Origin of the sequence: Limnohabitans sp. 2KL-17, assembly GCF_003063415.1 — a bacterium.
GTDB lineage: Bacteria > Pseudomonadota > Gammaproteobacteria > Burkholderiales > Burkholderiaceae_C > Limnohabitans_A.
Genome location: NZ_NESK01000020.1, coordinates 1 through 22,311 on the forward strand (window position 1 = coordinate 1; position 22,311 = coordinate 22,311).

General features: G+C 58.1%; 22 protein-coding genes and 1 pseudogene. 17 read left to right on the plus strand and 6 right to left on the minus strand.

What is annotated here, in order from left to right; genetic code table 11:
* Both B9Z45_RS11085 and B9Z45_RS11090 read left to right on the plus strand, forming a co-directional pair.
* Positions 1 to 130 (plus strand): annotated as a pseudogene (locus B9Z45_RS11085) (IS5/IS1182 family transposase); the annotation flags it as partial.
* Between the two features lie 126 nt (positions 131 to 256).
* Positions 257 to 607 (plus strand): tripartite tricarboxylate transporter substrate-binding protein, encoded by a 351-nt coding sequence (locus tag B9Z45_RS11090; RefSeq protein ID WP_108407286.1) that lies wholly within the window; start codon positions 257 to 259, stop codon positions 605 to 607.
* A 64-nt stretch (positions 608 to 671) separates the two neighbouring features.
* Here the strand turns inward: B9Z45_RS11090 and B9Z45_RS11095 are convergent, their stop codons facing one another.
* The 6 genes from B9Z45_RS11095 to B9Z45_RS11120 form a co-directional block, all read right to left on the minus strand.
* Entirely contained in the window at positions 672 to 1,634 is a 963-nt protein-coding gene (locus B9Z45_RS11095) for an MBL fold metallo-hydrolase (RefSeq protein WP_108407287.1), read from the minus strand.
* Positions 1,635 to 1,735: 101 nt separating this feature from the next.
* Positions 1,736 to 2,731, minus strand: coding sequence for an aldo/keto reductase (locus tag B9Z45_RS11100; protein ID WP_108407288.1), 996 nt, complete (start codon positions 2,729 to 2,731; stop codon positions 1,736 to 1,738).
* Between the two features lie 132 nt (positions 2,732 to 2,863).
* Entirely contained in the window at positions 2,864 to 5,455 is a 2,592-nt protein-coding gene (gene acnB, locus B9Z45_RS11105; protein WP_108407289.1) for a bifunctional aconitate hydratase 2/2-methylisocitrate dehydratase, read from the minus strand.
* 12 nt (positions 5,456 to 5,467) lie between these two features.
* Positions 5,468 to 6,016 (minus strand): hypothetical protein, encoded by a 549-nt coding sequence (locus B9Z45_RS11110; protein ID WP_108407290.1) that lies wholly within the window; start codon positions 6,014 to 6,016, stop codon positions 5,468 to 5,470.
* A 28-nt stretch (positions 6,017 to 6,044) separates the two neighbouring features.
* Positions 6,045 to 6,971 carry a CoA ester lyase gene (locus B9Z45_RS11115; RefSeq protein ID WP_370445838.1) on the minus strand — a complete coding sequence of 309 codons (927 nt, stop codon included), beginning with the start codon at positions 6,969 to 6,971 and terminating at the stop codon, positions 6,045 to 6,047.
* Positions 6,972 to 7,080: 109 nt separating this feature from the next.
* Entirely contained in the window at positions 7,081 to 8,067 is a 987-nt protein-coding gene (locus tag B9Z45_RS11120; protein ID WP_108407292.1) for a malate dehydrogenase, read from the minus strand.
* A 236-nt stretch (positions 8,068 to 8,303) separates the two neighbouring features.
* On the opposite strand from B9Z45_RS11120, the gene B9Z45_RS11125 reads away from it, so the two are divergent.
* From B9Z45_RS11125 to B9Z45_RS11195, 15 genes are all read left to right on the plus strand, one after another.
* Positions 8,304 to 9,089: a GntR family transcriptional regulator gene (locus B9Z45_RS11125; RefSeq protein ID WP_108407293.1), complete on the plus strand. Its 786-nt coding sequence runs from the start codon at positions 8,304 to 8,306 to the stop codon at positions 9,087 to 9,089.
* 131 nt (positions 9,090 to 9,220) lie between these two features.
* On the plus strand, positions 9,221 to 9,652 hold the full coding sequence (sdhC, locus tag B9Z45_RS11130) for a succinate dehydrogenase, cytochrome b556 subunit (RefSeq protein WP_108407294.1): 432 nt from the start codon (positions 9,221 to 9,223) through the stop codon (positions 9,650 to 9,652).
* Between the two features lie 34 nt (positions 9,653 to 9,686).
* Positions 9,687 to 10,052 (plus strand): succinate dehydrogenase, hydrophobic membrane anchor protein, encoded by a 366-nt coding sequence (sdhD, locus tag B9Z45_RS11135; RefSeq protein ID WP_108407295.1) that lies wholly within the window; start codon positions 9,687 to 9,689, stop codon positions 10,050 to 10,052.
* A gap of 53 nt (positions 10,053 to 10,105) precedes the next feature.
* On the plus strand, positions 10,106 to 11,911 hold the full coding sequence (gene sdhA, locus B9Z45_RS11140) for a succinate dehydrogenase flavoprotein subunit (protein WP_108407296.1): 1,806 nt from the start codon (positions 10,106 to 10,108) through the stop codon (positions 11,909 to 11,911).
* 64 nt (positions 11,912 to 11,975) lie between these two features.
* Entirely contained in the window at positions 11,976 to 12,680 is a 705-nt protein-coding gene (locus B9Z45_RS11145) for a succinate dehydrogenase iron-sulfur subunit (RefSeq protein ID WP_108407297.1), read from the plus strand.
* A complete protein-coding gene (locus tag B9Z45_RS11150; RefSeq protein WP_108407298.1) occupies positions 12,680 to 12,988 on the plus strand; it encodes a succinate dehydrogenase assembly factor 2 in 309 nt (102 codons plus the stop codon). The genes B9Z45_RS11145 and B9Z45_RS11150 overlap by 1 nt, the downstream gene beginning before the upstream one ends.
* Before the next feature lie 41 nt (positions 12,989 to 13,029).
* Entirely contained in the window at positions 13,030 to 14,328 is a 1,299-nt protein-coding gene (gene gltA / locus B9Z45_RS11155; protein ID WP_108407299.1) for a citrate synthase, read from the plus strand.
* Positions 14,329 to 14,579: 251 nt separating this feature from the next.
* Entirely contained in the window at positions 14,580 to 16,031 is a 1,452-nt protein-coding gene (gene leuC, locus B9Z45_RS11160) for a 3-isopropylmalate dehydratase large subunit (RefSeq protein ID WP_108407300.1), read from the plus strand.
* A gap of 17 nt (positions 16,032 to 16,048) precedes the next feature.
* Positions 16,049 to 16,174: an entericidin A/B family lipoprotein gene (locus tag B9Z45_RS11165; protein WP_108407301.1), complete on the plus strand. Its 126-nt coding sequence runs from the start codon at positions 16,049 to 16,051 to the stop codon at positions 16,172 to 16,174.
* A gap of 5 nt (positions 16,175 to 16,179) precedes the next feature.
* Positions 16,180 to 16,833 carry a 3-isopropylmalate dehydratase small subunit gene (gene leuD / locus B9Z45_RS11170; protein WP_108407302.1) on the plus strand — a complete coding sequence of 218 codons (654 nt, stop codon included), beginning with the start codon at positions 16,180 to 16,182 and terminating at the stop codon, positions 16,831 to 16,833.
* 28 nt (positions 16,834 to 16,861) lie between these two features.
* Positions 16,862 to 17,947: a 3-isopropylmalate dehydrogenase gene (leuB, locus tag B9Z45_RS11175; protein ID WP_108407303.1), complete on the plus strand. Its 1,086-nt coding sequence runs from the start codon at positions 16,862 to 16,864 to the stop codon at positions 17,945 to 17,947.
* A 249-nt stretch (positions 17,948 to 18,196) separates the two neighbouring features.
* Complete coding sequence (gene asd, locus B9Z45_RS11180) at positions 18,197 to 19,354, plus strand: aspartate-semialdehyde dehydrogenase (RefSeq protein ID WP_108407304.1); 1,158 nt, start codon at positions 18,197 to 18,199, stop codon at positions 19,352 to 19,354.
* Positions 19,355 to 19,407: 53 nt separating this feature from the next.
* A complete protein-coding gene (locus B9Z45_RS11185) occupies positions 19,408 to 20,820 on the plus strand; it encodes a FimV family protein (protein WP_158270417.1) in 1,413 nt (470 codons plus the stop codon).
* Positions 20,817 to 21,602: a tRNA pseudouridine(38-40) synthase TruA gene (gene truA / locus B9Z45_RS11190; RefSeq protein WP_108407306.1), complete on the plus strand. Its 786-nt coding sequence runs from the start codon at positions 20,817 to 20,819 to the stop codon at positions 21,600 to 21,602. Before B9Z45_RS11185 ends, truA begins: the two co-directional genes overlap by 4 nt.
* On the plus strand, positions 21,599 to 22,303 hold the full coding sequence (locus tag B9Z45_RS11195; protein WP_108407307.1) for a phosphoribosylanthranilate isomerase: 705 nt from the start codon (positions 21,599 to 21,601) through the stop codon (positions 22,301 to 22,303). Before truA ends, B9Z45_RS11195 begins: the two co-directional genes overlap by 4 nt.
* Positions 22,304 to 22,311 lie beyond the last annotated feature (8 nt).

Sequence of the window (22,311 nt, forward strand, 5' to 3'; positions counted from 1 at the left end):
GGTGGGCCACATGGCGCAGGTGATGGTGCGGGGGCTGGAGAAAGTCGATCAGATGTTTGTGCTGACGATGACCGCCTATAACCTCACGCGCATGCGCACCTTGGGGCAAATCCGTCAGCAGGGGGCGTGAGGGGCAGAAAAAGCCCCGAAATGGGCTTACAAGTGGGCCAAGGCGAACAAAAAACGAAGGGAATATCAGAATGCGAAAGGAAAATCAAAAAAATCAAAACCATGCGGGGCGAAATTGCGCTCGCGAATGGGGTATTTCAGCAGCCTGTTAAGGGCCTTGGCCGTCTCTAGCCCCCAGCGCATTGGCCTGCTGCCAGATGTGCCGACGGTGGCCGAAAGCGGCCTGCCCGAGCTGGCGGGCTTTGAAGCAGACCAGTGGTACGGCATCGTTGCACCTGCGGGCACGCCTGCTGCCATCGTGCAAAAACTCAATGCACAAATCAACGCCAGCTTGCGGTCGGCCGAGATCCTCCAGCGGCTGAACACCGAAGGTGCCGTGCCGACCCCCCAGCCACCTGAAGTTTTCGGCGAGCTGATCGCGCGTGAAATCATCCGCTGGAAACCCGTGGTGCAACAAGCTCAGCTCAAACCTGACTGATCCTGGCAAGTGCAAAAAAATGGCACCCTGGGTGCCATTTTTTTGAAGAGACGGGACAAGGCATTCAAGCCATCGGGTTGAATTGATAGCCTTCGCCGGAAGGAGTGATGGTGCCAAACGCCGGAAATGGAAAGTGAAAGCCCCCAGCCACCATCTTCTCTTTGACCAACATGTCGAAGATGCGGCGACGCGACTGACGCGCCATCTCGGGGTTCATGTCAAACATCACCGCCCAGTCGGGTGCCCGAGCAAACAAGGATGGCACGTTGGTGATGTCTGCAACATACGCAAAAGACTGACCCTGGGATTGCATCTTGAACAAACTGTGCCCCGGGGTGTGACCAAAGGCCGCGATAGAAGTCAAACCCGGCGCCACATCTGTGCCCGGCTCAAACTTGACCAACTGATCACCGGACAAATTACCCAAAGCGCGGCGCACGCCTTCAAAAGCACCTCTGATGCTTGGCGGTGCCGCTGAGATGCGCGCTTCATCGGTCCAAAAAGCATGTTCAACCGTGGGCACATGCACGCGGGCATTGGGGTACACCAAGTCACCGTTTTTAAAACGCAGGCCGTTGATGTGGTCGCCATGAAAATGGCTCAGGACCACGTGGTTGACGTCCTCGGGCTTGAAGCCTGCAGCCGCCAAATTGCCCAGCAGCTTGCCCGTGGTGGGCGGGCCATTGTCTGCAAAACCTGTGTCGAACAAATAGCGCTGGTTGCCATTGACGAGCAGAAACGGGGTGTACGGAACATCGATGTAATCGGTCGGCAAGTTTTGCGATGCCAGCAATGCCTTGACGTTGTCCAGCGGAACCTTGGGAACAAACTCTTCGCCCAAAGGTCGGCGCACGGCGCCGTCATTGAGCGCAATGATCTCCATGCTGCCCAGCTTCATGCGCCGAAAACCCGTGGTCGGCAAAGTAGGCAGCCCGAAATTCGGCGCAGATTGCGACCACACAGACGAGAAGGCCAAGGCCGATGTCCCGGCAAAAGCGGCCCCCATGAATGAACGGCGATTGAGCATCTGGTGTCTCCTGAATGTCAAAAAAATTACAGCATACCGGCCCTGCAGGCTCCAAGGGTCATCGGCGAAATACCCGCCCACTGAGCGGGGTTAAAACGGATTCAACGGCCATTGATTGGGTAAGACGGGTCGTTGTAACCCGGCGTAGAGGGGTGCCCAGGCACCACCAGACTGTCCACCACCGCTTCGTCTTCGGCGGTGATCTCGACATCCAGCGCTGCAGAATAGTCTTGCCACTGCGCCAGCGTACGAGGACCTGCAACGACCGCGCTCACATAGCGATTGGCAAGCACCCACGCCGTGGCGAAATGTGCCAGCGTCACACCTTTGCGTTCACAGTGCTGTTTCAAGGTTTGCGCAATCTGCAATGACTCTGCCCGAAACTCGGTTTCCATGATGCGTTTGTCAGCTCTGGCAGCCCGAGTGCCCTCCGAGGGCGCTTGACCTGGTGCATATTTTCCAGTCAGCACGCCGCGCGCAATAGGACTGTAGGGCACCACGCCGAGGCCGTAATGTCCGCAGGCTTCCAGCACTTCCACCTCCGGCATGCGGTTGAGCAGGTTGTAATACGGTTGGCACACCACAGGCCCAGGCATGTTCATCTGGCGAGCCATGTTGACCATCTCGGCAATGCGCCAACCCCGGAAATTGGAGACACCCCAATAACGGATTTTCCCGTCGCGCAACAAGGCCTCAATGGCACGCAAAGGCTCTTCCAGGCTCATGCCGTTGTAGTCTCGGTGCAGGTAGTAAATGTCGAGGTAATCGGTACCCATGCGGCGCAGACTGTCCTCGCAGGCACGCACCATCCAGCTGCGCGAATAACCCTGGTGATTGGGCAAATCTGCCATCGGATTGCCGACCTTGCTGGCCAGCACCCATCGGTGACGTTGTCCGGTCAGCAATTGCCCAAGAATCTCTTCGGACTTACCCAAGGTGTAAACGTCGGCTGTATCGATGAAATTACAGCCCCGGGTCAGCGCATCCGCCAAGATGTCGCGGGCATCTTCGAGAGGGGTCTGGTCACCAAACATCATGGTGCCCAAGCACAAGCGGGAAACCTTCAATGAGCTTTTGCCCAGCATGGTGTATTTCATGGTTGCCCTTTAAGACAAAGTGTTGATTTGGCAAGGCTAAGCCAATTGCAAAACCCACGCTGTCACCTGTGCAGAACAAAAAAAGCCCCCAGGCCTTTCGGCGCGGGGGCTTTGGACAGGTTCAAGACCTGATCAGGCGGTCACGCCTTTCGCTTTTTCCACATACTCTTCGATCTGGTTGAAGTTCAGGTATTTGTAGATGGCTGCACCGTCCTTGTTCACAATGCCCATGGCTTCATGGTATTGGGCGACTGTGGGGATGTGCCCCAGCTTGGAGGCGATGGCGGCCAACTCGGCCGAGGCCAAGTACACATTGGTGTTCTTGCCCAGACGGTTGGGAAAGTTTCGGGTCGAGGTGGACACCACGGTCGCACCTTCACGCACTTGCGCCTGATTGCCCATGCACAGTGAACAGCCAGGCATCTCGGTGCGAGCACCTGCTGCACCAAAGTTGGCGTAATGGCCCTCCTTGATCAACTCACTCTCGTCCATCTTGGTGGGCGGTGCCACCCACAGTTTGACGGGGATGTCGCGGCTACCGCCAAGCAATTTGGCTGCGGCACGAAAGTGACCGATGTTGGTCATGCACGAACCAATGAAGGCTTCGTCGATCTTGGTGCCGGCCACTTCAGACAGGAACTTGGCATCGTCCGGGTCGTTCGGGCAGCACAAGATCGGCTCTTTGATTTCGGCCAGGTCGATCTCGATGACGTGTGCGTACTCAGCATCCTTATCGGCTTCGAGCAGGTTGGGGGCGGCCAACCAGGCTTCGACTTTTTCGATTCGGCGGGCTAAGGTGCGTGCATCGGCATAACCATCGGCGATCATATTTTTCATGAGCACGATGTTGGACTTAAGATACTCCTGAACTGGCTCCTTGTTCAGCTTGATGGTGCAACCTGCAGCAGAGCGTTCGGCAGAGGCGTCGGACAACTCAAACGCTTGTTCGACCTTGAGGTTGGGCAGGCCTTCGATTTCCAGGATGCGGCCCGAAAATTCGTTGATCTTGCCGGCCTTGGCCACGGTCAACAAACCCTTCTTGATGGCGTACAGCGGAATCGCGTGCACCAAATCGCGCAATGTCACGCCGGGCTGCATCTCGCCTTTGAAACGCACCAAAACGGATTCAGGCATGTCCAAGGGCATCACGCCTGTGGCTGCACCGAAGGCCACCAAGCCGGAACCGGCGGGGAAGGAAATTCCGATGGGGAAACGGGTGTGCGAATCACCACCGGTGCCGACGGTGTCGGGCAACAGCAGGCGGTTGAGCCAAGAGTGGATCACGCCGTCACCAGGACGCAGGGCAACACCGCCACGGTTGCTGATGAAAGCAGGCAATTCGCGGTGGGTTTTCACGTCCACCGACTTGGGGTATGCGGCTGTGTGGCAGAAAGATTGCATGACCATGTCGGCAGAAAAGCCCAGGCAGGCCAGGTCTTTCAGCTCGTCACGGGTCATGGGGCCAGTGGTGTCTTGTGAACCCACGGTGGTCATCTTGGGTTCGCAGTAAGTACCGGGGCGAACGCCCTGACCTTCTGGCAAACCAACCGCACGACCAACCATCTTTTGGGCCAGTGTGAAGCCAGCCTGGGTCACCACCGGCGGGGTGGGCAAACGGAACACTGTGGACGCTGGCAAGCCCAGGAACTCGCGCGCCTTGGCGGTCAGGCTGCGGCCAATGATGAGGTTGATGCGGCCACCGGCACGGACTTCATCAAACAACACATCGCTCTTGAGTTGGAAAGTGGTCAAGGTTTCGCCGTTACGAACGATCTTGCCGTCGTAGGGCAAGACGTCGATCACATCGCCCATCTCCAGTTGGGTCACATCCACTTCAATGGGCAAAGCACCCGAGTCTTCTTGCGTGTTAAAGAAAATGGGAGCGATCTTGCCGCCCAAAGTCACGCCACCGAAACGCTTGTTGGGCACGAAGGGAATGTCCTGGCCTGTGGCCCAGATCACGCTGTTGGTGGCCGACTTGCGGCTGGAGCCTGTACCGACCACATCGCCCACGTAGGCGACCAGGTGGCCTTTTTTCTTCAGGTCTTCAACGAACTGCATTGGTCCGCGCTTGCCATCTTCTTCGGGCTTGAAGGCCGCACCTTCGCGGGTGTTTTTGAGCATCGCCAGATAGTGCAAGGGGATGTCAGGGCGGCTCCAGGCATCTGGCGCAGGGGACAGGTCATCGGTGTTGGTTTCACCAGGCACCTTGAACACGGTGACGGTGATTTTTTTCTCAACTTCAGGGCGTGCAGTGAACCACTCGGCGTCGGCCCAGCTTTGCATGACTTCTTTGGCTTTGGCGTTGCCCGCCTTGGCTTTTTCTGCAACGTCGTTGAAGAAGTCGAACATCAACAAAGTTTTCTTCAGGGCTTGGGCAGACACGCCCGCTACTTCAGCGTCATCCAGCAACTCGATCAGGGGGTGCACGTTGTAGCCGCCGACCATGGTGCCCAGCAACTCGGTGGCTTTGGCTTTGGAGACCAGGCCGACCTTGATTTCGCCGTGGGCCACTGCGGCCAAAAAAGAGGCTTTGACTTTGGCTGCGTCGTCCACACCGGGCGGAACGCGGTGGGTCAACAAGTCCATCAGGAAGGCGTCTTCGCCTGCAGGTGGGTTTTTGATCAGCTCGATCAAGTCAGCCACTTGTTTGGCATCCAGCGGCAGGGGGGGGATACCCAGGGCAGCGCGTTCAGCGGCGTGTTCACGGTAGGCTTTCAACATGGTTTTCTCCTGTCAGTCAAAGTTCAAAAAATACCGCCCCATGCCTGTCGTATCGATCAGGCTGGGCGGGGGATTGGTTTTCATGTCCTCGGCAAAAGCGACTTGCTCGGCGTTGACGCATTCATCGGCCAGGCGACGGCCTTTGTTCTGGTCCATCAACATGGACTTGTTGGCCAGTTGCAGCCAAACTGCACCCGCTTTGCGGTCTTCCAGACGGATCGCGCCTGTGGTCGTGGCCACAGGGTGCATGCGGTAACGGAATCCCTTGCCATGCAAATAAAAATAACCGGGCTGCGAAGCATCTGCCTCCATGCGCACACTCGCGCCCAGCTCGCAGGGCAAGTGGCCTTTGTGCACGCGATCAGCGATGGCCAGTTCATCCGGGCCCATCTTGGCTTCAGATTCGGCCTTGGGGGCTTCCTGGTTTTTCGCTGTCTTGCCAGTCTTGGCCGCAGCCGGCTTGGCGTTGGCCTGTGTTGTCTTGGAAGAACGCAGCGGTTCTTGCGCCCAGGCGGGCACAGCCAGACCAGCAAGCATCCAGAAAATGATCATCTTTTGCATGTTGTTCCGTTCTGTTGAATGGGCTTCATCATGAAACAAGCCGCGCGTTGTTGCCAGCGTCTGTCCAAAATAACTGAATTTCTTGAGGCAAAGAGCGACCTGTCTGGTGCGCGCGCTCAATCAATTGCCAAAAAAATCGGTAACTCGCACGGTCATGCAACTGACCACCATGGCTGATAGGCGCCCAGTTGGCCGCCTGCGCGGCCAAAATGATCTCGCTGGCTTGCTCAATTTGCGCTTCGCTGGGGGCCATGGCCTCCAGAATCGGGCGTATCTGGTCGGGGTGGATGCTCCACATTCGGGTGTAGCCCAGCTCACGTGCCGCCTTGAGGGCAGCCATGCGGATGGCGTCAGGTTTTTTGAATTCGGTGACCACACAGTGCGATGGCACTTTGCCATGTGCGTGGCAGGCGCTGGCAATCTCGAGCTTGGCGCGCAGCACCAACGGGTGCGTGAACTGCCCCTCGATGCCCATGCCGTCTGCCGGTATCGCGCCGCCATGGGCAGAGACAAAATCCATCAGGCCAAAGCTGATTGACTGCACGCTAGGGTGGGCGGCGATGTCAAAGGCACGGTGCACGGCTGCGGGCGACTCGATCAGCACATGCAGGGGCAGATCAGGGACGCCGGCGGCCAGCAGGGCGGCCTGGGCGCGGTCGACATCGGCCACACTTTCGACTTTGGGCACCATGATGTGCGTCAAAACCCGGCCGCAACGGCCTGCGATGTAGGCCATGTCGGCTTCAAAACTGGGGTGGTCAACAGGGTGAACGCGCACCGCAATGCGCGCACCCGGCCTTGCAGCGGTCGTGCCAAGGGCCAAATCGGTGACCAATACCGCGTGTTCGGCTTCGCCACCGACCGGGGCGCCGTCTTCGCAGTCCAGGGTGACATCAAAGACACAAGTGCCGAGTTCTTGCGCCATCTCGGCCTGCAGTTGCAGGCTTTTGCGCATCCTCGCTTCGACACCGCTGTAATGGTCACACACTGGCAGCGAGACGCTACCGGCTTGCGCACCCAACAGGACGCTGCGAGGATGACTCACTTTGAAGTCTCTTCCTGAATCAGATCAGGTGAGCGACGCCAGCTTGCTCGTCGGTCAGTTCTTTCAATGTCTTGTCGATGCAAGCCTGGCTGAACGCATCGATGTCCAGACCCTCAACGACTTTGTATTCGCCGTTTTCGCAGGTGACTGGGAAACCGAACATGACATCTTTGGGAATGCCGTACCAGCCTTGCGAAGGGATGCCCATGGTGACCCAATTGCCATTGGTGCCCAGGGCCCAATCGCGCATGTGGTCAATGGCGGCGTTGGCAGCCGAGGCAGCCGAGGACAGGCCACGGGCTTCGATGATGGCCGCGCCGCGCTTGCCGACGGTGGGCAAAAACACGGTTTCGTTCCAGACCTGGTCATTGATCATGGCCTTGACCGACTCGCCCTTGATGGTGGCGAAACGGTAGTCAGCGTACATGGTGGGCGAGTGGTTGCCCCAGACGCAAAGTTTTTCGATGTCAGCAACGGCTTTGCCGGTTTTGGCAGCGATCTGCGAAGCAGCACGGTTGTGGTCCAGACGCAGCATGGCGGTGAAATTACCGGGTTTCAGATCTGGTGCGGCCTTCATGGCGATGTAGGCGTTGGTGTTGGCGGGGTTGCCTACAACCAGCACTTTGACGTTGCGCGAAGCCACAGCGTTCAGGGCTTTGCCCTGAGCCGTGAAGATGGCCCCGTTGATGGCCAGCAACTCTGCGCGTTCCATGCCGGGGCCGCGTGGGCGCGAACCCACCAGCAAGGCGTAGTCAGCGTCTTTGAACGCGGTCATCGGGTCGCCATGGGCTTCCATGCCCACCAACAACGGGAATGCGCAGTCTTCAAGTTCCATCATCACGCCCTTGAGCGCTTTTTGAGGACCTTCGACGGGCACTTCGAGCAATTGCAGAATGACGGGCTGGTCTTTGCCAAGCATTTCGCCGGAGGCAATGCGAAACAACAATGCGTAACCAATTTGACCTGCTGCGCCGGTAACGGCAACGCGGACGGGCTTTTTGCTCATGGTAGAAACTCCAGAAGTATTAAAAACAAGGGTTGCAGTCCTTGGCTGACAACTTGTCAGCAGGTCTGTCCGGCGCACCGGACCAGGCTGCGCGCACACATGCATGGGCACGAAACGCTGGCAAACACTCGGCGAGTGTACCCTCGAAAACCCTGATCCGTCAATTTGTCTTATGTCTTATATAAGATAAGATGTCCCCCCTGACGCGTAACTGACCCGCTCGTCAAACTCAACCCATGAACAACACCTCCCCATTGGCCGACAACAGTTTTTCTGCAGCCAACACGCCCGTGCCAACGCCTGCTTTCAGCCCGCTGTACCAGCAAATCAAAAGCCTGATTCTGCAAAACCTGCAATCCGGTGAATGGAAGCCAGGCGAGTCCATTCCCAGCGAAATGGAGCTGGCTGCACGCTACCGGGTCAGCCAGGGCACGGTCAGAAAAGCCATCGACGAGCTGGCCAGCGACCACCTGCTTGTGCGCAGACAGGGCAAAGGCACGTTTGTCGCCACACATGCCGAGCACCATGTCCAGTACAGATTTCTGAAATTGGTACCGGACAATGGCAATTTGGACAAGGAAGGTCCCGCCCAACGTGACATCGTGGACTGCAAACGTTTGCGTGCCACAGCCGACATCGCCCGCACATTGGCATTGAGGACGGGCGATACCGTTTTACAGGTCAGGCGCGTGCTGTCTTTTGCGGGCGTCCCCACTATTTTGGAAGACTTGTGGTTGCCCGGCGCCCCCTTCAAAGGCTTGACTTCCGAGCGTCTGGCCGGTTACCAAGGCGCCATGTATGCTCTTTTTGAAACTGAATTTGGTGTGCGAATGGTTCGTGCGGACGAAAAAATCCGCGCCGTGCTACCTGATGAGACCCAAAGCCAATTGCTAAAACTAGCCGCAGGAACCCCTTTGCTGAGTGTGGAGCGCGTTGCCTATACCTACAACGACACCCCTATGGAGCTCCGGCGCGGCTTGTACCGCACCGAAAGTCACCACTATCACAACGCTTTGAGTTGACCCGACAAGGGCGATTGAAAAATCTCCCTGCACCCCCCGTGTGCAATGCTCATGTCAGTTTGCTGCGTTGCAATAGAATTCACCGGCTTGCCATTCAGATGACGAACGCGTTACACCCAGAAAGTACACACATGACTGAACTCGCCCGAAAGCGGCCTGAATTCCGCAACATCAACGCCTTGAAAGACTTGCCGTCTTACCGCTTGCCAGCGGCAGGCATCGTCTCCATCTTGCACCGCATCAGCGGTTTCCTGATGTTTTTGCTGATGCCACTCATCATCTGGCTGTTTGACAGTTCCATCACTTCCGAGATCTCTTACGCCAAACTCTCGGCTGCTTTCAACGTTGGCCTGGGCTTTGTACCTGGCTGGTTCATGAAATTGGTCGCATTGGCACTGATTTGGGCCTATTTGCACCATTTCATTGCGGGTCTGCGCCATTTGTACATGGACATCTGTCACGCGGTGACCAAAGAATTCGGCAAATCTTCTGCCATCGTCACACTGGTTCTGAGCATCGGCCTGACCGCAGTGCTCGGTGCCAAGCTGTTTGGTCTGTACTGATCAGCCCCCCCACAAGAAACAAGGAAACTGACTTATGTCCGTGAATTACGGCTCCAAACGCATCGTGACCGGTGCTGGTTATGGCTTTCGCGACTGGCTCGCTCAGCGCGTCACCGCCAGCCTGATGGCCCTTTTTACCCTGATTTTGCTGGCGCAGGTCATCTTCACAGCCGGCCCCATTGGTTACGAGGAATGGGCAGGTATTTTTGCCTCCCAATGGATGAAGGTCCTGACTTTCTCTGTCATTCTTTCCTTGCTGTACCACGTCTGGGTGGGCATGCGTGACATCTGGATGGATTACGTTAAACCCCTGGCTGTCCGCCTGGTTTTACACGTTTTCACCCTGGTCTGGCTGGTCAGCTGTGCAGGCTGGGCCGTTCAGTCGCTCTGGCGCCTGTGAAAAATTCGAGATCGTTTGTCATTGCATTGAACTCACCCCAACTTAGATAAACCATGAGCTATACCAAAGACAAAATCACCACCCGCAAGTTAGATGTCGTGATCGTCGGCGCCGGTGGTTCGGGCATGCGCGCATCGCTGCAACTGGCCCGCTCTGGCCTGAATGTGGCCGTGCTGTCCAAAGTGTTTCCTACCCGATCGCACACCGTGGCGGCCCAAGGCGGCATTGGCGCTTCGCTGGGCAACATGTCCGACGACAACTGGCATTACCACTTTTACGACACCATCAAGGGTTCGGACTGGCTTGGCGATCAGGATGCGATCGAATTCATGTGCCGTGAAGCGCCCAAGGTCGTGTATGACCTAGAGCACATGGGCATGCCCTTCGACCGCAACCCGGATGGCACCATTTACCAGCGTCCATTTGGCGGCCACACCGCCAACTACGGCGAAAAGCCCGTGCAACGCGCTTGCGCTGCGGCTGACCGCACGGGTCACGCCATGCTGCACACGCTTTACCAGCAAAACGTGGCTGCTAAAACCAGCTTTTTCGTGGAGTGGATGGCCCTTGACCTGATCCGTGATGCCGAAGGCGACGTGGTCGGTGTGACAGCACTCGAAATGGAAACCGGTGACCTGCACGTCTTGCACGCCAAGACCGTGCTGATGGCCACAGGTGGCGCAGGCCGCATTTATGCCGCCTCGACCAACGCCTTTATCAACACGGGTGACGGCTTGGGCATGGCTGCTCGTGCAGGCATCCCGATGGAAGACATGGAATTCTGGCAATTCCACCCCACTGGCGTGTCCGGTGCGGGCGTGCTCTTGACCGAAGGCTGCCGGGGCGAAGGTGCCATCTTGCTCAACAGCAACGGCGAACGCTTCATGGAGCGCTATGCGCCCACCCTGAAAGATCTGGCTCCGCGTGATTTCGTATCACGCTGCATGGACCAAGAGATCAAGGAAGGCCGTGGCTGCGGCCCCAACAAAGACTACGTTTTGCTCAAGCTCGACCACCTGGGCGCAGAAACCATCCACAAGCGCCTGCCATCGGTGTACGAGATCGGCGTCAACTTCGCCAACGTCGACATCACCAAAGAGCCGATCCCGGTTGTGCCCACCATCCATTACCAGATGGGCGGCATCCCGACCAACATCAACGGCCAGGTGGTCACACAAAACGCCACCGAGAACAACGCCGTTGTGAACGGCTTGTACGCCGTGGGCGAATGCTCTTGCGTGTCGGTGCACGGTGCCAACCGATTGGGCACCAACTCGCTGCTCGATTTGCTGGTGTTTGGCCGCGCTGCGGGCAACCACATTGTCGACTTCGCCTCCAAGACCAAGTCGCACAAGGCATTGCCGGCCGATGCCACCGACCTCACGCTGGAACGTCTGAACAAACTCGAAGGCCGTGGCGGCGAATACGCCCAGGATGTGGCCAACGACATGCGGGCAGCCATGCAACAGCACGCTGGCGTGTTCCGCACACAAGCCAGCATGGACGAAGGCGTTCAGAAGATCGCGGCCATCCGTGACCGCGTCAACGCCATTGGCCTGAAGGACACCTCCAAAGTGTTCAACACCGCCCGCATCGAAGCCCTGGAAGTAGAAAACCTGATCGAAGCCGCACAAGCCACGATCGTGTCTGCGGCCGCTCGCCGGGAATGCCGTGGTGCCCACACTGTGAGTGACTACGAGCGCCCAGTGGACGATGCCGTGGCCCCATTGGGTCGCGACGATGCCAACTGGATGAAACACAGCCTGTGGCACAGCGCATCGAACAGCCTCACTTACAAGCCTGTGAAGCTCAAGCCCCTGACCGTGGACTCCGTGCCACCCAAGGTTCGCACGTTCTAAAGATTGTCTAGGCCGCTCACCTCCGGTCGGCGGCCCATCACCAGAATCCAACAGGAGTTTATCCATGGCCCTACGTACATTCCAGATCTACCGCTACGACCCAGACAAGGATGCCAAGCCTTACATGCAAACCATCCAGGTTGAATTGGACGGCAACGAGCGCATGTTGCTTGACGCCCTAATGAAACTCAAAGCTGTAGACCCCACCATCTCCTTTCGCCGGTCTTGCCGCGAAGGCGTGTGCGGTTCAGACGCGATGAACATCAACGGCAAAAACGGTTTGGCATGTCTCACCAACATGAACACCCTGCCCGGCACCATCGTGCTGAAACCCCTGCCAGGTTTGCCAGTGATCCGCGACGTGATCGTGGACATGACCCAGTTCTTCAAGCAATACCACTCGATCAAGCCTTACCTGATCAACAGCACCATCCCGCCCGAAACCGAGCGCCTGCAAAGCCCGGAAGAGCGTGATGAGCTCAACGGCCTGTACGAGTGCATCTTGTGCGCCAGCTGCTCCACCGCCTGCCCCAGTTTCTGGTGGAACCCTGACAAGTTCGTGGGCCCGGCAGGTTTGCTGCAAGCCTACCGTTTCATCGCAGACAGCCGTGATGAAGCCACGGCTGAGCGCCTGGACAACCTGGAAGACCCCTACCGTCTTTTCCGCTGCCACACCATCATGAATTGCGTCGACGTTTGCCCCAAGGGTTTGAACCCTACCAAGGCCATCGGCAAGATCAAAGAGATAATGGTCCGTCGCGCTGTCTGATGCTGGTCACGCCTTTGCTTGAAGACGCGTCTTTGACAGGCGCAGACCGACTCGCCCCCTTGAGCGAGCGGTCGCTGAGCAAGCTTCGTTGGCGCAGCCGACGGGGCCTGCTTGAAAATGACTTGTTCATCGAGCGCTTTTTCAATCGGCACAGTTCTCGCTTAACAGTTGGGCAGGCCCGAGGCATGTATGTGCTCATGGACCTGTCCGACAACGATCTCATGGACTTGCTGTTGCGCCGCAAGGCGCTGCAGCCCGAGATCAGCACCGACGAGGTGTGCGAAGTCCTGGACATGTTGAGAGCTTGACCTTAAATGGATCACATCAGGAATTACTGAGGAAACCCACCATGAAACTCGCTGAGAACAAAGCCACCCTGTCATTCTCCGATGGCAGCCCCAGCATCGAGATGCCCGTTTACTCGGGCAACATCGGGCCCGACGTGATCGATATTCGCAAGTTGTATGCCCAAAGCGGCATGTTCACCTACGACCCGGGCTTCCTGTCCACAGCTTCCTGCCAGTCCGCCATCACCTACATCGATGGTGACAAGGGCGAACTGCTGTACCGCGGCTACCCCATCGAGCAATTGGCCAACAAGGCCGACTACCTGGATACTTGCTATTTGCTGCTGAATGGCGAACTGCCTGTGGGTCAGCAAAGCAAGGATTTCCACAAGCTGGTGAACAACCACACCATGGTCAATGAGCAGATGCAGTTTTTCCTGCGCGGCTTCCGACGTGACGCTCACCCCATGGCTGTCTTGACTGGCCTGGTAGGCGCCCTGTCGGCCTTCTACCATGACAGCACCGACATCAACAACCCGGAACACCGCCACATCGCTGCGATCCGACTGATCGCCAAGATGCCGACCCTGGTGTCCATGGCTTACAAATACGGCGTTGGCCAGCCTTTCATGTACCCCCGCAATGAACTGTCCTACGCGGGCAATTTCCTGCGCATGATGTTCGGCACACCCTGCGAAGAGTACAAGGTCAACCCTGTGCTTGAACGCGCCATGGACCGCATCTTCATCTTGCATGCTGACCACGAGCAAAACGCCTCAACCTCCACCGTGCGCCTGTGCGGCTCTTCCGGCACCAACCCGTTTGCGGCCATCGCAGCCGGAGTAGCCTGTTTGTGGGGCCCAGCCCACGGTGGTGCCAACGAAGCCTGCCTGAATATGCTGGAAGACATCCAGAAAATGGGCGGCGTCTCCAAGGTCGGCGAATTCATGAGCCAGGTGAAAGACAAGAACTCCGGCGTCAAGCTGATGGGTTTCGGTCACCGGGTTTACAAAAACTACGATCCCCGCGCCAAGTTGATGCAGGAAACTTGCGATGAAGTCCTGAAAGAACTGGGCCTGGAAAACGACCCGCTGTTCAAGTTGGCCAAAGAGCTGGAAAGAATCGCCCTGGAAGACGAGTACTTCGTCAGCCGCAAGCTCTACCCCAACGTCGATTTCTACTCCGGCATCGTGCAACGTGCCATTGGCATTCCGGTCAATTTGTTCACAGGCATCTTCGCGCTGGCCCGCACCGTCGGCTGGATTGCCCAACTGAACGAAATGATCAGCGACCCCGAGTACAAAATTGGCCGTCCACGCCAGTTGTTCGTCGGCTCACCACGCCGCGACGTTCAGCGTTGATCCGGTTCACACCCGCCCCCAAAGCCCGCCCCGTGCGGGCTTTTTTCATGGTTTCATCTTGTTCAGAGCCACCTTGTGGTGTCAGTGCCGCAGCACGGAAGGCCGATTTGCTGGCGCGAAGCGACTGATGAGGCCTTGTGGGCCACGGCGCTGCCACCACAAGTCCCTCAAAGCTTAAGAGGTCACGAGCCAGGGTGACAAACAAGCCCTGGGATCCGCATAAAATGACGAGCTGCACTGAAGGAAGCACCATGGCCCGTACGCTTTACGACAAGATCTGGGACGAACACGTCGTCCACACCGAAGAAGACGGCACAGCCGTCCTCTACATCGACCGCCATCTGGTGCACGAAGTCACCAGCCCCCAAGCCTTTGAAGGCCTGCGCCAAGCCGGCCGCAAAGTCTGGCGCATCAGCTCTATCGTGGCCACCGCAGACCACAACACCCCCACCACTGGCTGGGAGTTGGGTTACGACGGCATCACCGACCCCGTCAGCAAAGAGCAAATCACCACACTGGATGCGAACATGAAGGAATACGGCTCCGCCGCGTTCTTTCCTTTCCTGTCCAAACGGCAGGGCATCGTGCACGTCATTGGCCCTGAAAATGGCGCCACCCTGCCCGGCATGACCGTGGTTTGCGGCGATTCACACACCTCGACGCACGGCGCATTCGGCGCACTGGCCCACGGCATCGGCACCTCGGAAGTCGAGCACGTCATGGCCACGCAAACCCTGCTGGCCAAAAAAGCCAAAAATATGCTCATCAAGGTCGAGGGCACCCTGGCCAAAGGTCTCACGGGCAAAGACATCGTGCTGGCCATCATTGGCAAAATCGGCACGGCGGGCGGTACCGGTTACACCATCGAATTTGCAGGTTCAGCCATCCGAGCCCTCAGCATGGAAGGCCGCATGACGGTCTGCAACATGGCCATCGAGGGCGGTGCGCGCGCAGGCCTGGTGGCAGTGGACGACAAGACCATTGAATACGTCAGAGGACGCCTGCTTTCGCCGGGGACTGATCCAAAAACCGGCCAGTTTGTGGGTGGCGTGGAATGGGACCAAGCCGCGGCCTACTGGAAGACCCTGCAATCTGATATCGGTGCCCACTTTGATGCCACGATCGAGCTCGATGCCAGCCAGATCGTGCCGCAAGTCACCTGGGGCACCTCGCCCGAAATGGTGCTGGGCATCGATGGCCACACACCCGACCCAGACAAGGAAAAGGACGACGTGAAGCGCGATGCCATTGAGCGCGCACTGACCTACATGGGTTTGCAGCCTGGCAAGGCCTTGTCCGACATCACCGTTGACAAGGTTTTCATCGGCTCTTGCACAAACAGCCGCATCGAAGACATGCGCGAAGCCGCTGCGATCGTAAAAAAGCTGGGGCAAAAGGTCGCCAAAAACGTCAAGCTGGCCATGGTGGTGCCCGGCTCCGGTTTGGTCAAAGAGCAAGCTGAGCGCGAAGGCCTGCACGAGATTTTCAAGGCCGCAGGCTTCGAGTGGCGTGAGCCTGGTTGCTCCATGTGTCTGGCCATGAACGCCGACCGCCTGGAACCTGGCGAGCGCTGCGCATCGACTTCGAACCGCAACTTCGAAGGCCGTCAAGGTGCGGGTGGGCGCACCCACCTGGTCAGCCCCGCCATGGCCGCAGCCGCTGCGGTGCATGGTCACTTCATAGACATCCGTCAATTCGCCTGATTCACTGGAGACTTTTCATGAAAACCATCTCGTGCCTGTTGGTCGCCTTGAGCCTGATGGCCCTGTCAGGCTGCAATACTGTTCGCGGTATTGGCCAGGACATTGGAAAAGCCGGTTCAGCCATCGAAAAATCAGCCAAATAATCACCATGCATAAATTCACCCTTCTCAAAGGCCTGGTGGCCCCGATGGACCGCGCCAATGTGGACACCGACGCCATCATTCCCAAGCAATTCCTCAAGTCGATCCGCAAGACGGGCTTTGGGCCCAACCTGTTCGACGAATGGCGCTATCTGGATGTGGGATTTCCCGGCCAGGACCCGAACAGCCGAAAGCCCAACCCCGACTTCGTGCTGAACCATCCACGCTATGAAGGCGCACGCATTTTGCTGGCCCGCAAAAATTTTGGCTGTGGCTCCTCGCGTGAGCATGCCCCCTGGGCCATCGACCAATACGGCTTTCGTGCCGTGATCGCGCCCAGCTTTGCCGATATATTTTTCAACAACTGCTTCAAAAACGGCCTGCTGCCCATCGTGCTGCCCGAATCCGTGGTCAGCCAGTTGTTCGACGAAGTCGCTGCCTTCCCCGGCTACCAGCTCACAGTGGACCTGGAACGCCAAGTGGTCATCAAACCCCAAGGCGAAGAAATTCCGTTCGAAGTTCAAGCCTTCCGCAAGTACTGCCTGATCAACGGTCTGGACGACATTGGCTTGACCCTGCGGCATGCCGACAAGATCAAGGCTTTTGAGGCTGAGCGCCTGGCCACCAAGCCCTGGCTCGCCCACACGGCGATACACGCTTGAAACCCTGAACACTTTTGCGAAATACCCCATGAAAATAGCAGTCCTCCCCGGTGATGGCATCGGCACCGAAATCGTTGCCGAAGCCGTCAAAGTCCTGAACGTTCTCGACCTCAAGTTCGAGATGGAAACCGCGCTGGTCGGTGGTGCCGCCTTTGATGCGTTTGGGCACCCCCTGCCCGAAGCGACCCTCAAGCTGGCAATGGCATCAGACGCGGTGCTGTTTGGCGCCGTGGGTGACTGGAAATACGACACCCTTGACCGGCCCCTTCGACCCGAGCAAGCCATTTTGGGATTGCGTAAGCACATGGGCCTGTTCGCCAACTTCCGCCCGGCCATCTGCTACGAGCAGCTGGTCGGCGCGTCCAGCCTCAAGCCTGAATTGATCTCGGGTCTGGACATCCTGATCATCCGCGAGCTGACGGGCGATATCTATTTCGGCCAGCCACGCGGGCGACGCACCGCCACCGATGGCCACTTCCCCGGTGCCGAAGAAGCCTTTGACACCATGCGCTACAGCAAGCCCGAGATCGAGCGCATTGCCCATGTGGCTTTTCAGGCTGCCCGCAAACGCAAAGCCGCAGACAAAGAAGGTCGCGTGACCAGCGTGGACAAGGCCAACGTGCTCGAGACTTTCCAGTTCTGGAAAGACGTGGTCACAGAAGTCGGCAAAGAGTACCCCGACATTGCCCTGGACCACATGTATGTGGACAACGCCGCTATGCAGTTGGTCAAGGAACCCAAACGCTTTGACGTGGTGGTCACCGGCAACATGTTCGGCGACATCCTTTCCGACGAAGCCTCCATGCTGACAGGCTCCATCGGCATGCTGCCTTCGGCCAGCCTGAACACGAAAAACCAGGGTTTGTATGAGCCCAGCCACGGCAGTGCCCCCGACATCGCTGGCAAAGGCGTGGCCAACCCTCTGGCCACCATCCTGAGCGCTGCCATGATGCTGCGTTTCAGCCTGAACCAACCCGAAGCGGCCCAGCGCATTGAAGCGGCTGTGCAAAAAGTACTGGCACAGGGTTTGCGCACTGGCGACATCTGGAGCGAAGGCACCACCAAGGTGGGCACCGCGCAGATGGGTGAAGCGGTGGTGAAAGCGCTCGGCTGACCCCTCTCTCATGCTGTCAGGCTGGGCTCAGCTTGCATCCATTACAATTTCGTTCATGTTTCACGCCCGCCTGTTCTCCCTGAACTTTGCTGTTGCCGCCAAGGCAGTTGCTGGCGCGCGTGCAACTTCCACAAAAACCACGACCATTAAGGGCTAATCAGCCTGGTTCGTCGTGCGCCCCCCCCCGGCCAGACGAGCCGGGCAAACAGTCAGGTCGAACACTGTTTTAAAAATTGAAAGGGCGTTGAAATGAGCAAGTTAGTAGGTTTGGTCGGCTGGCGCGGCATGGTCGGCTCAGTGTTGATGGACCGCATGACTCAGGAAAAAGACTTTGACCTGATCGAGCCATTGTTCTTTTCCACATCGAATGCGGGCGGCAAAGCCCCGGCAATGGCCAAGAACGAAACCACGTTGCAGGACGCATTCAACATCGAGCAGCTCATGCGCTGCGACATCATCATCACTGCCCAGGGCGGCGACTACACATCGGACGTCTTCCCCAAACTGCGCGCTGCAGGATGGCATGGCCACTGGATCGATGCGGCCTCGACCCTGCGCATGGAAAAAGACGCAGTCATTATTCTCGATCCGGTCAACATGCCCGTGATCAAGAACGCCCTAGCCCACGGTGGCAACAACTGGGTGGGCGGCAATTGCACCGTCTCGTGCATGCTGATGGGCGTGGGCGCTTTGTACAAAGCCGGCCTGGTCGAGTGGATGAGTACCCAGACTTACCAAGCGGCTTCGGGTGGTGGCGCGCAACACATGCGCGAACTGCTGACCCAATACGGCACACTGCACGCCGAAGTCAAAGCCCTGCTGGACGACCCCAAAAGTGCCATTCTGGAAATCGACCGCATGGTGGTCGCCAAACAGCGCGCCCTCACTGCGGCTGAGACTGCCAACTTTGGCGCGCCATTGGGTGGCTCGCTGATCCCATGGATCGACAAAGACCTGGGTATCGGCAAAAACCGGGACGAGCCCGGATGGGGCACATCCAAGGAAGAGTGGAAGGGCATGGCCGAAACCAACAAGATTCTGGGTTTAGGCGAAGGCTTCAACCTTGCGTCCATTCCCGTTGACGGTTTTTGCGTACGTATTGGCGCGATGCGCTGCCACAGCCAGGCCCTGACCTTCAAGCTGAAAAAAGACGTGCCCGTGGCCGACATCGAAGCCATGATCGCCGCAGACAACGGGTGGGTCAAAGTGGTGCCCAACACCCGTGAAGCCACCGTCAAGGATTTGACCCCTGTGGCCGTGACTGGCACCATGACCATTCCGGTGGGCCGAGTGCGCAAGCTGGCCATGGGCCCTGAATACGTGGGCGCATTCACCGTGGGTGACCAGCTTTTGTGGGGCGCAGCCGAGCCGCTGCGCCGCATGTTGCGCATTTTGCTGGACGCCTGATGCCCCTGCGGCAACAGAACCCAACGGTCACACCCTGAAAAGAAATGCAGCTCATGCCCGTGCCCAACCGCAGCCATCAGCTCGCTAAGAACTGGACCGTGGCTGCGGTGTGGGCCTGCGCCAGCATGTCCGCAAAGGCTCTGACCCTGGGCCAATTTTCGGTGGAATCGGGCTTGGGCCAGCCACTTCGGGCGGCCATCGAGATCACGAACTACAAGGTCGAAGACCTTCGCAAACTCAAGGTTCAATTGGCCGAACCCGCCAGCTTTGAACAAGCCGGCATAGCATTTCCTCAGGCCCTGAATGGCTTGCAGGCACGTCTGGAGTTTCGTGGAGATGGCAAGCCCTATGTAGCGCTGATCGGGCAAACGCCCGTGAACGACAATTTTCTGGATGTGATCGTGGAGGCGCAATGGCCTGCTGGCCGCTTGGCCATGAATTACACACTGCTGGTCTCGCCTTTGCGGCCTACCAAAGCCTCTGCTGAGAAAGTAAAGGGTGATGAAACGCTTATTGCGCCCGTGGTGTCACCCAAAGCCTTGGCTTCGGTCGCGTTGGCTGAGACCGACACCAAAGGCAAAAACGTTGAAGAAGCCATCACCGTCCGGCCCGGCGACACCGCATCCCGACTGGTTTTGCGCAAAATGCCAGCAGGTGTCTCCCTGGACCAAATGCTGCTGGCCATGGTCCGTGCCAACCCGGAAGCCTTCATTGAAGGCAATGTGAATCTCTTGCGCGAGGGCGTGCAAGTGCAACTGCCGAACGCGCAAGAAGCGGCACAAGTGCCGGCCGAAGAAGCCCGTCAAACCGTGATCGCGCAAACCATCGACTTTGCGGCCTACGCCAGGCGCTTGGCCCAGACTCCGATGAAGGCTTCTGCCACTGCAACCCGCGAAATGACTGGAAAGGTCGGCGAACTGCAGGCCCCTAAACAGCCACAAAACGCACAAGACAAATTGACCCTGAGCAAACGCGAAGTCACAGTCGACAGCGCCGAAGCGCGACTGGCAGTGGAGCGCGAGATCCAGGACAAGACAGAACAACTGACCGCACTGAAAAAGAACCTGGAAGCATTGAAGTCTTTGGCGGCCGCAAGCGGTTTGTCAACAACAAGTTCCTCCGATCCATCGGCCCTGACACCGAGCCTGCCCAAGGCCGTCGCAGAATCGGCACCCAGGTCCTTGCTGGATCAGTTCACCAGCAACCCATCCATCTGGGCGTGGGTGATGGCCCTTTTGGCAGGCATGGCCGCTTGGGTCTGGGTGGTCAGGCGCCGCCCTGATCCCCATGAAAGTTTGTTTGGACCGACCAGCAGCCAGGCCAAAGCCCCCACCTTAACCCCTTTACCCTCAGGCCTGCCGCCTCAGTTTGCAAACCTCGACCTGAATCTGACACCCGCACCTACACCTGAATCCGAGTCCAAGGAAGCCCCTCAGGCCTCCAACCCAAGGGGTCCGAACTCGTGAGACTCGCATTGGGCGTCAGCTACTCGGGCACGGCCTACCAAGGCTGGCAAAGCCAGAGCTCCGGTCTGACCGTTCAGGACAAGCTCGAAAAAGCCCTGGCTCAATTTTGCGATGTACCCCGGGTCAGCACTTTGTGTGCGGGGCGCACCGATGCGGGCGTACACGGCCTGATGCAAGTGGTGCACTTTGACACCCCACTCGAACGCGAACTGGCTTCGTGGGTACGCGGCACCAACCGGTATTTGCCTCACGACATTGCCGTGCAATGGTCCCAATATGTATCCGACAGTTTCCATTGCCGCGCCAGCGCCACAGGGCGGCGTTATGTCTACATCGTGCTGGACTCGGTCGTTCGCCCCAGCCTGGAGACGGGCCGTGTGGGCTGGGTCTATCGCCCCCTGGCCGAAGCGCCCATGCGCCAAGCCAGCGAGCACTTGCTGGGTGAGCAAGACTTCAGCTCTTTTCGGGCCAGCAGTTGCCAGGCCTTGTCACCCATCAAGACGCTGCGGCACATCCGCATCTCAAGGCATGGCGCTTACTGGCGGTTTGAATTTGAAGGCAATGCCTTTTTGCACCACATGATCCGCAACATCATGGGTTGCATGGTCAGCATTGGTCAGGGACAACAGAGCCCGGACTGGATGCGCGAAGTGCTTGAGGCCAAAAACCGCGATGCGGCTGCGCCCACTTTTTCGCCCGATGGCCTGTACTTTGCCGGGCCGATTTACAGCCCCGAGTGGGGCTTGCCTGACACCACCCCCGCTTTTGATTGGTTGCCATGACTCAGCCAAACACCCTTTTTGCCAATGCCCCCCAGCAACGCACACGCATCAAAATGTGCGGCTTCACCCGAGAAGCCGACGTGCTGGCCGCGGCTGCCGCTGGGGCCGATGCCATAGGCTTTGTGCTGTACCCGCCCAGCCCGCGCCATGTCAGCATCGACCGCGCCGCCGAGCTGGCCCGCTTGCTGCCCGCCTTTGTGACACCAGTGTTGCTGTTTGTCAACGACACGGCCGAACGCATTCAGGCCGCTTGCGCGGCTGTACCTGGCGCCTTGATCCAGTTTCATGGCGACGAAGCCCCCGAATTTTGCGAGGCCATGAGCCAGGCCACTGGCCGCCCACATCTAAAGGCGGCCCGAATCCCCCTGACCGAAGTAGCCCAATTCGACTTGGTAAAATTTGGGCATCTCCACAATCAAGCCCAAGCCATCTTGCTCGACGCCCATGTCGACGGATACGGCGGAGGCGGGAAAACATTCAATTGGTCACTGCTGCCACCAAACGTCAATGCTCACCTCGTTTTGTCTGGTGGACTCACACCTGCAAACGTGGCCGATGGCATTCGGGCTCTGCGAACGCACGGCCGGTCTCTGGCCGTTGACGTGAGCTCTGGCATTGAGGCTGAAAAAGGCCTGAAAGATGCCCAAAAAATACAGCAATTTGTTGCGGCAGTCCGCGCCGCCGATGCTGACCTCCTTTGAAATTTTCC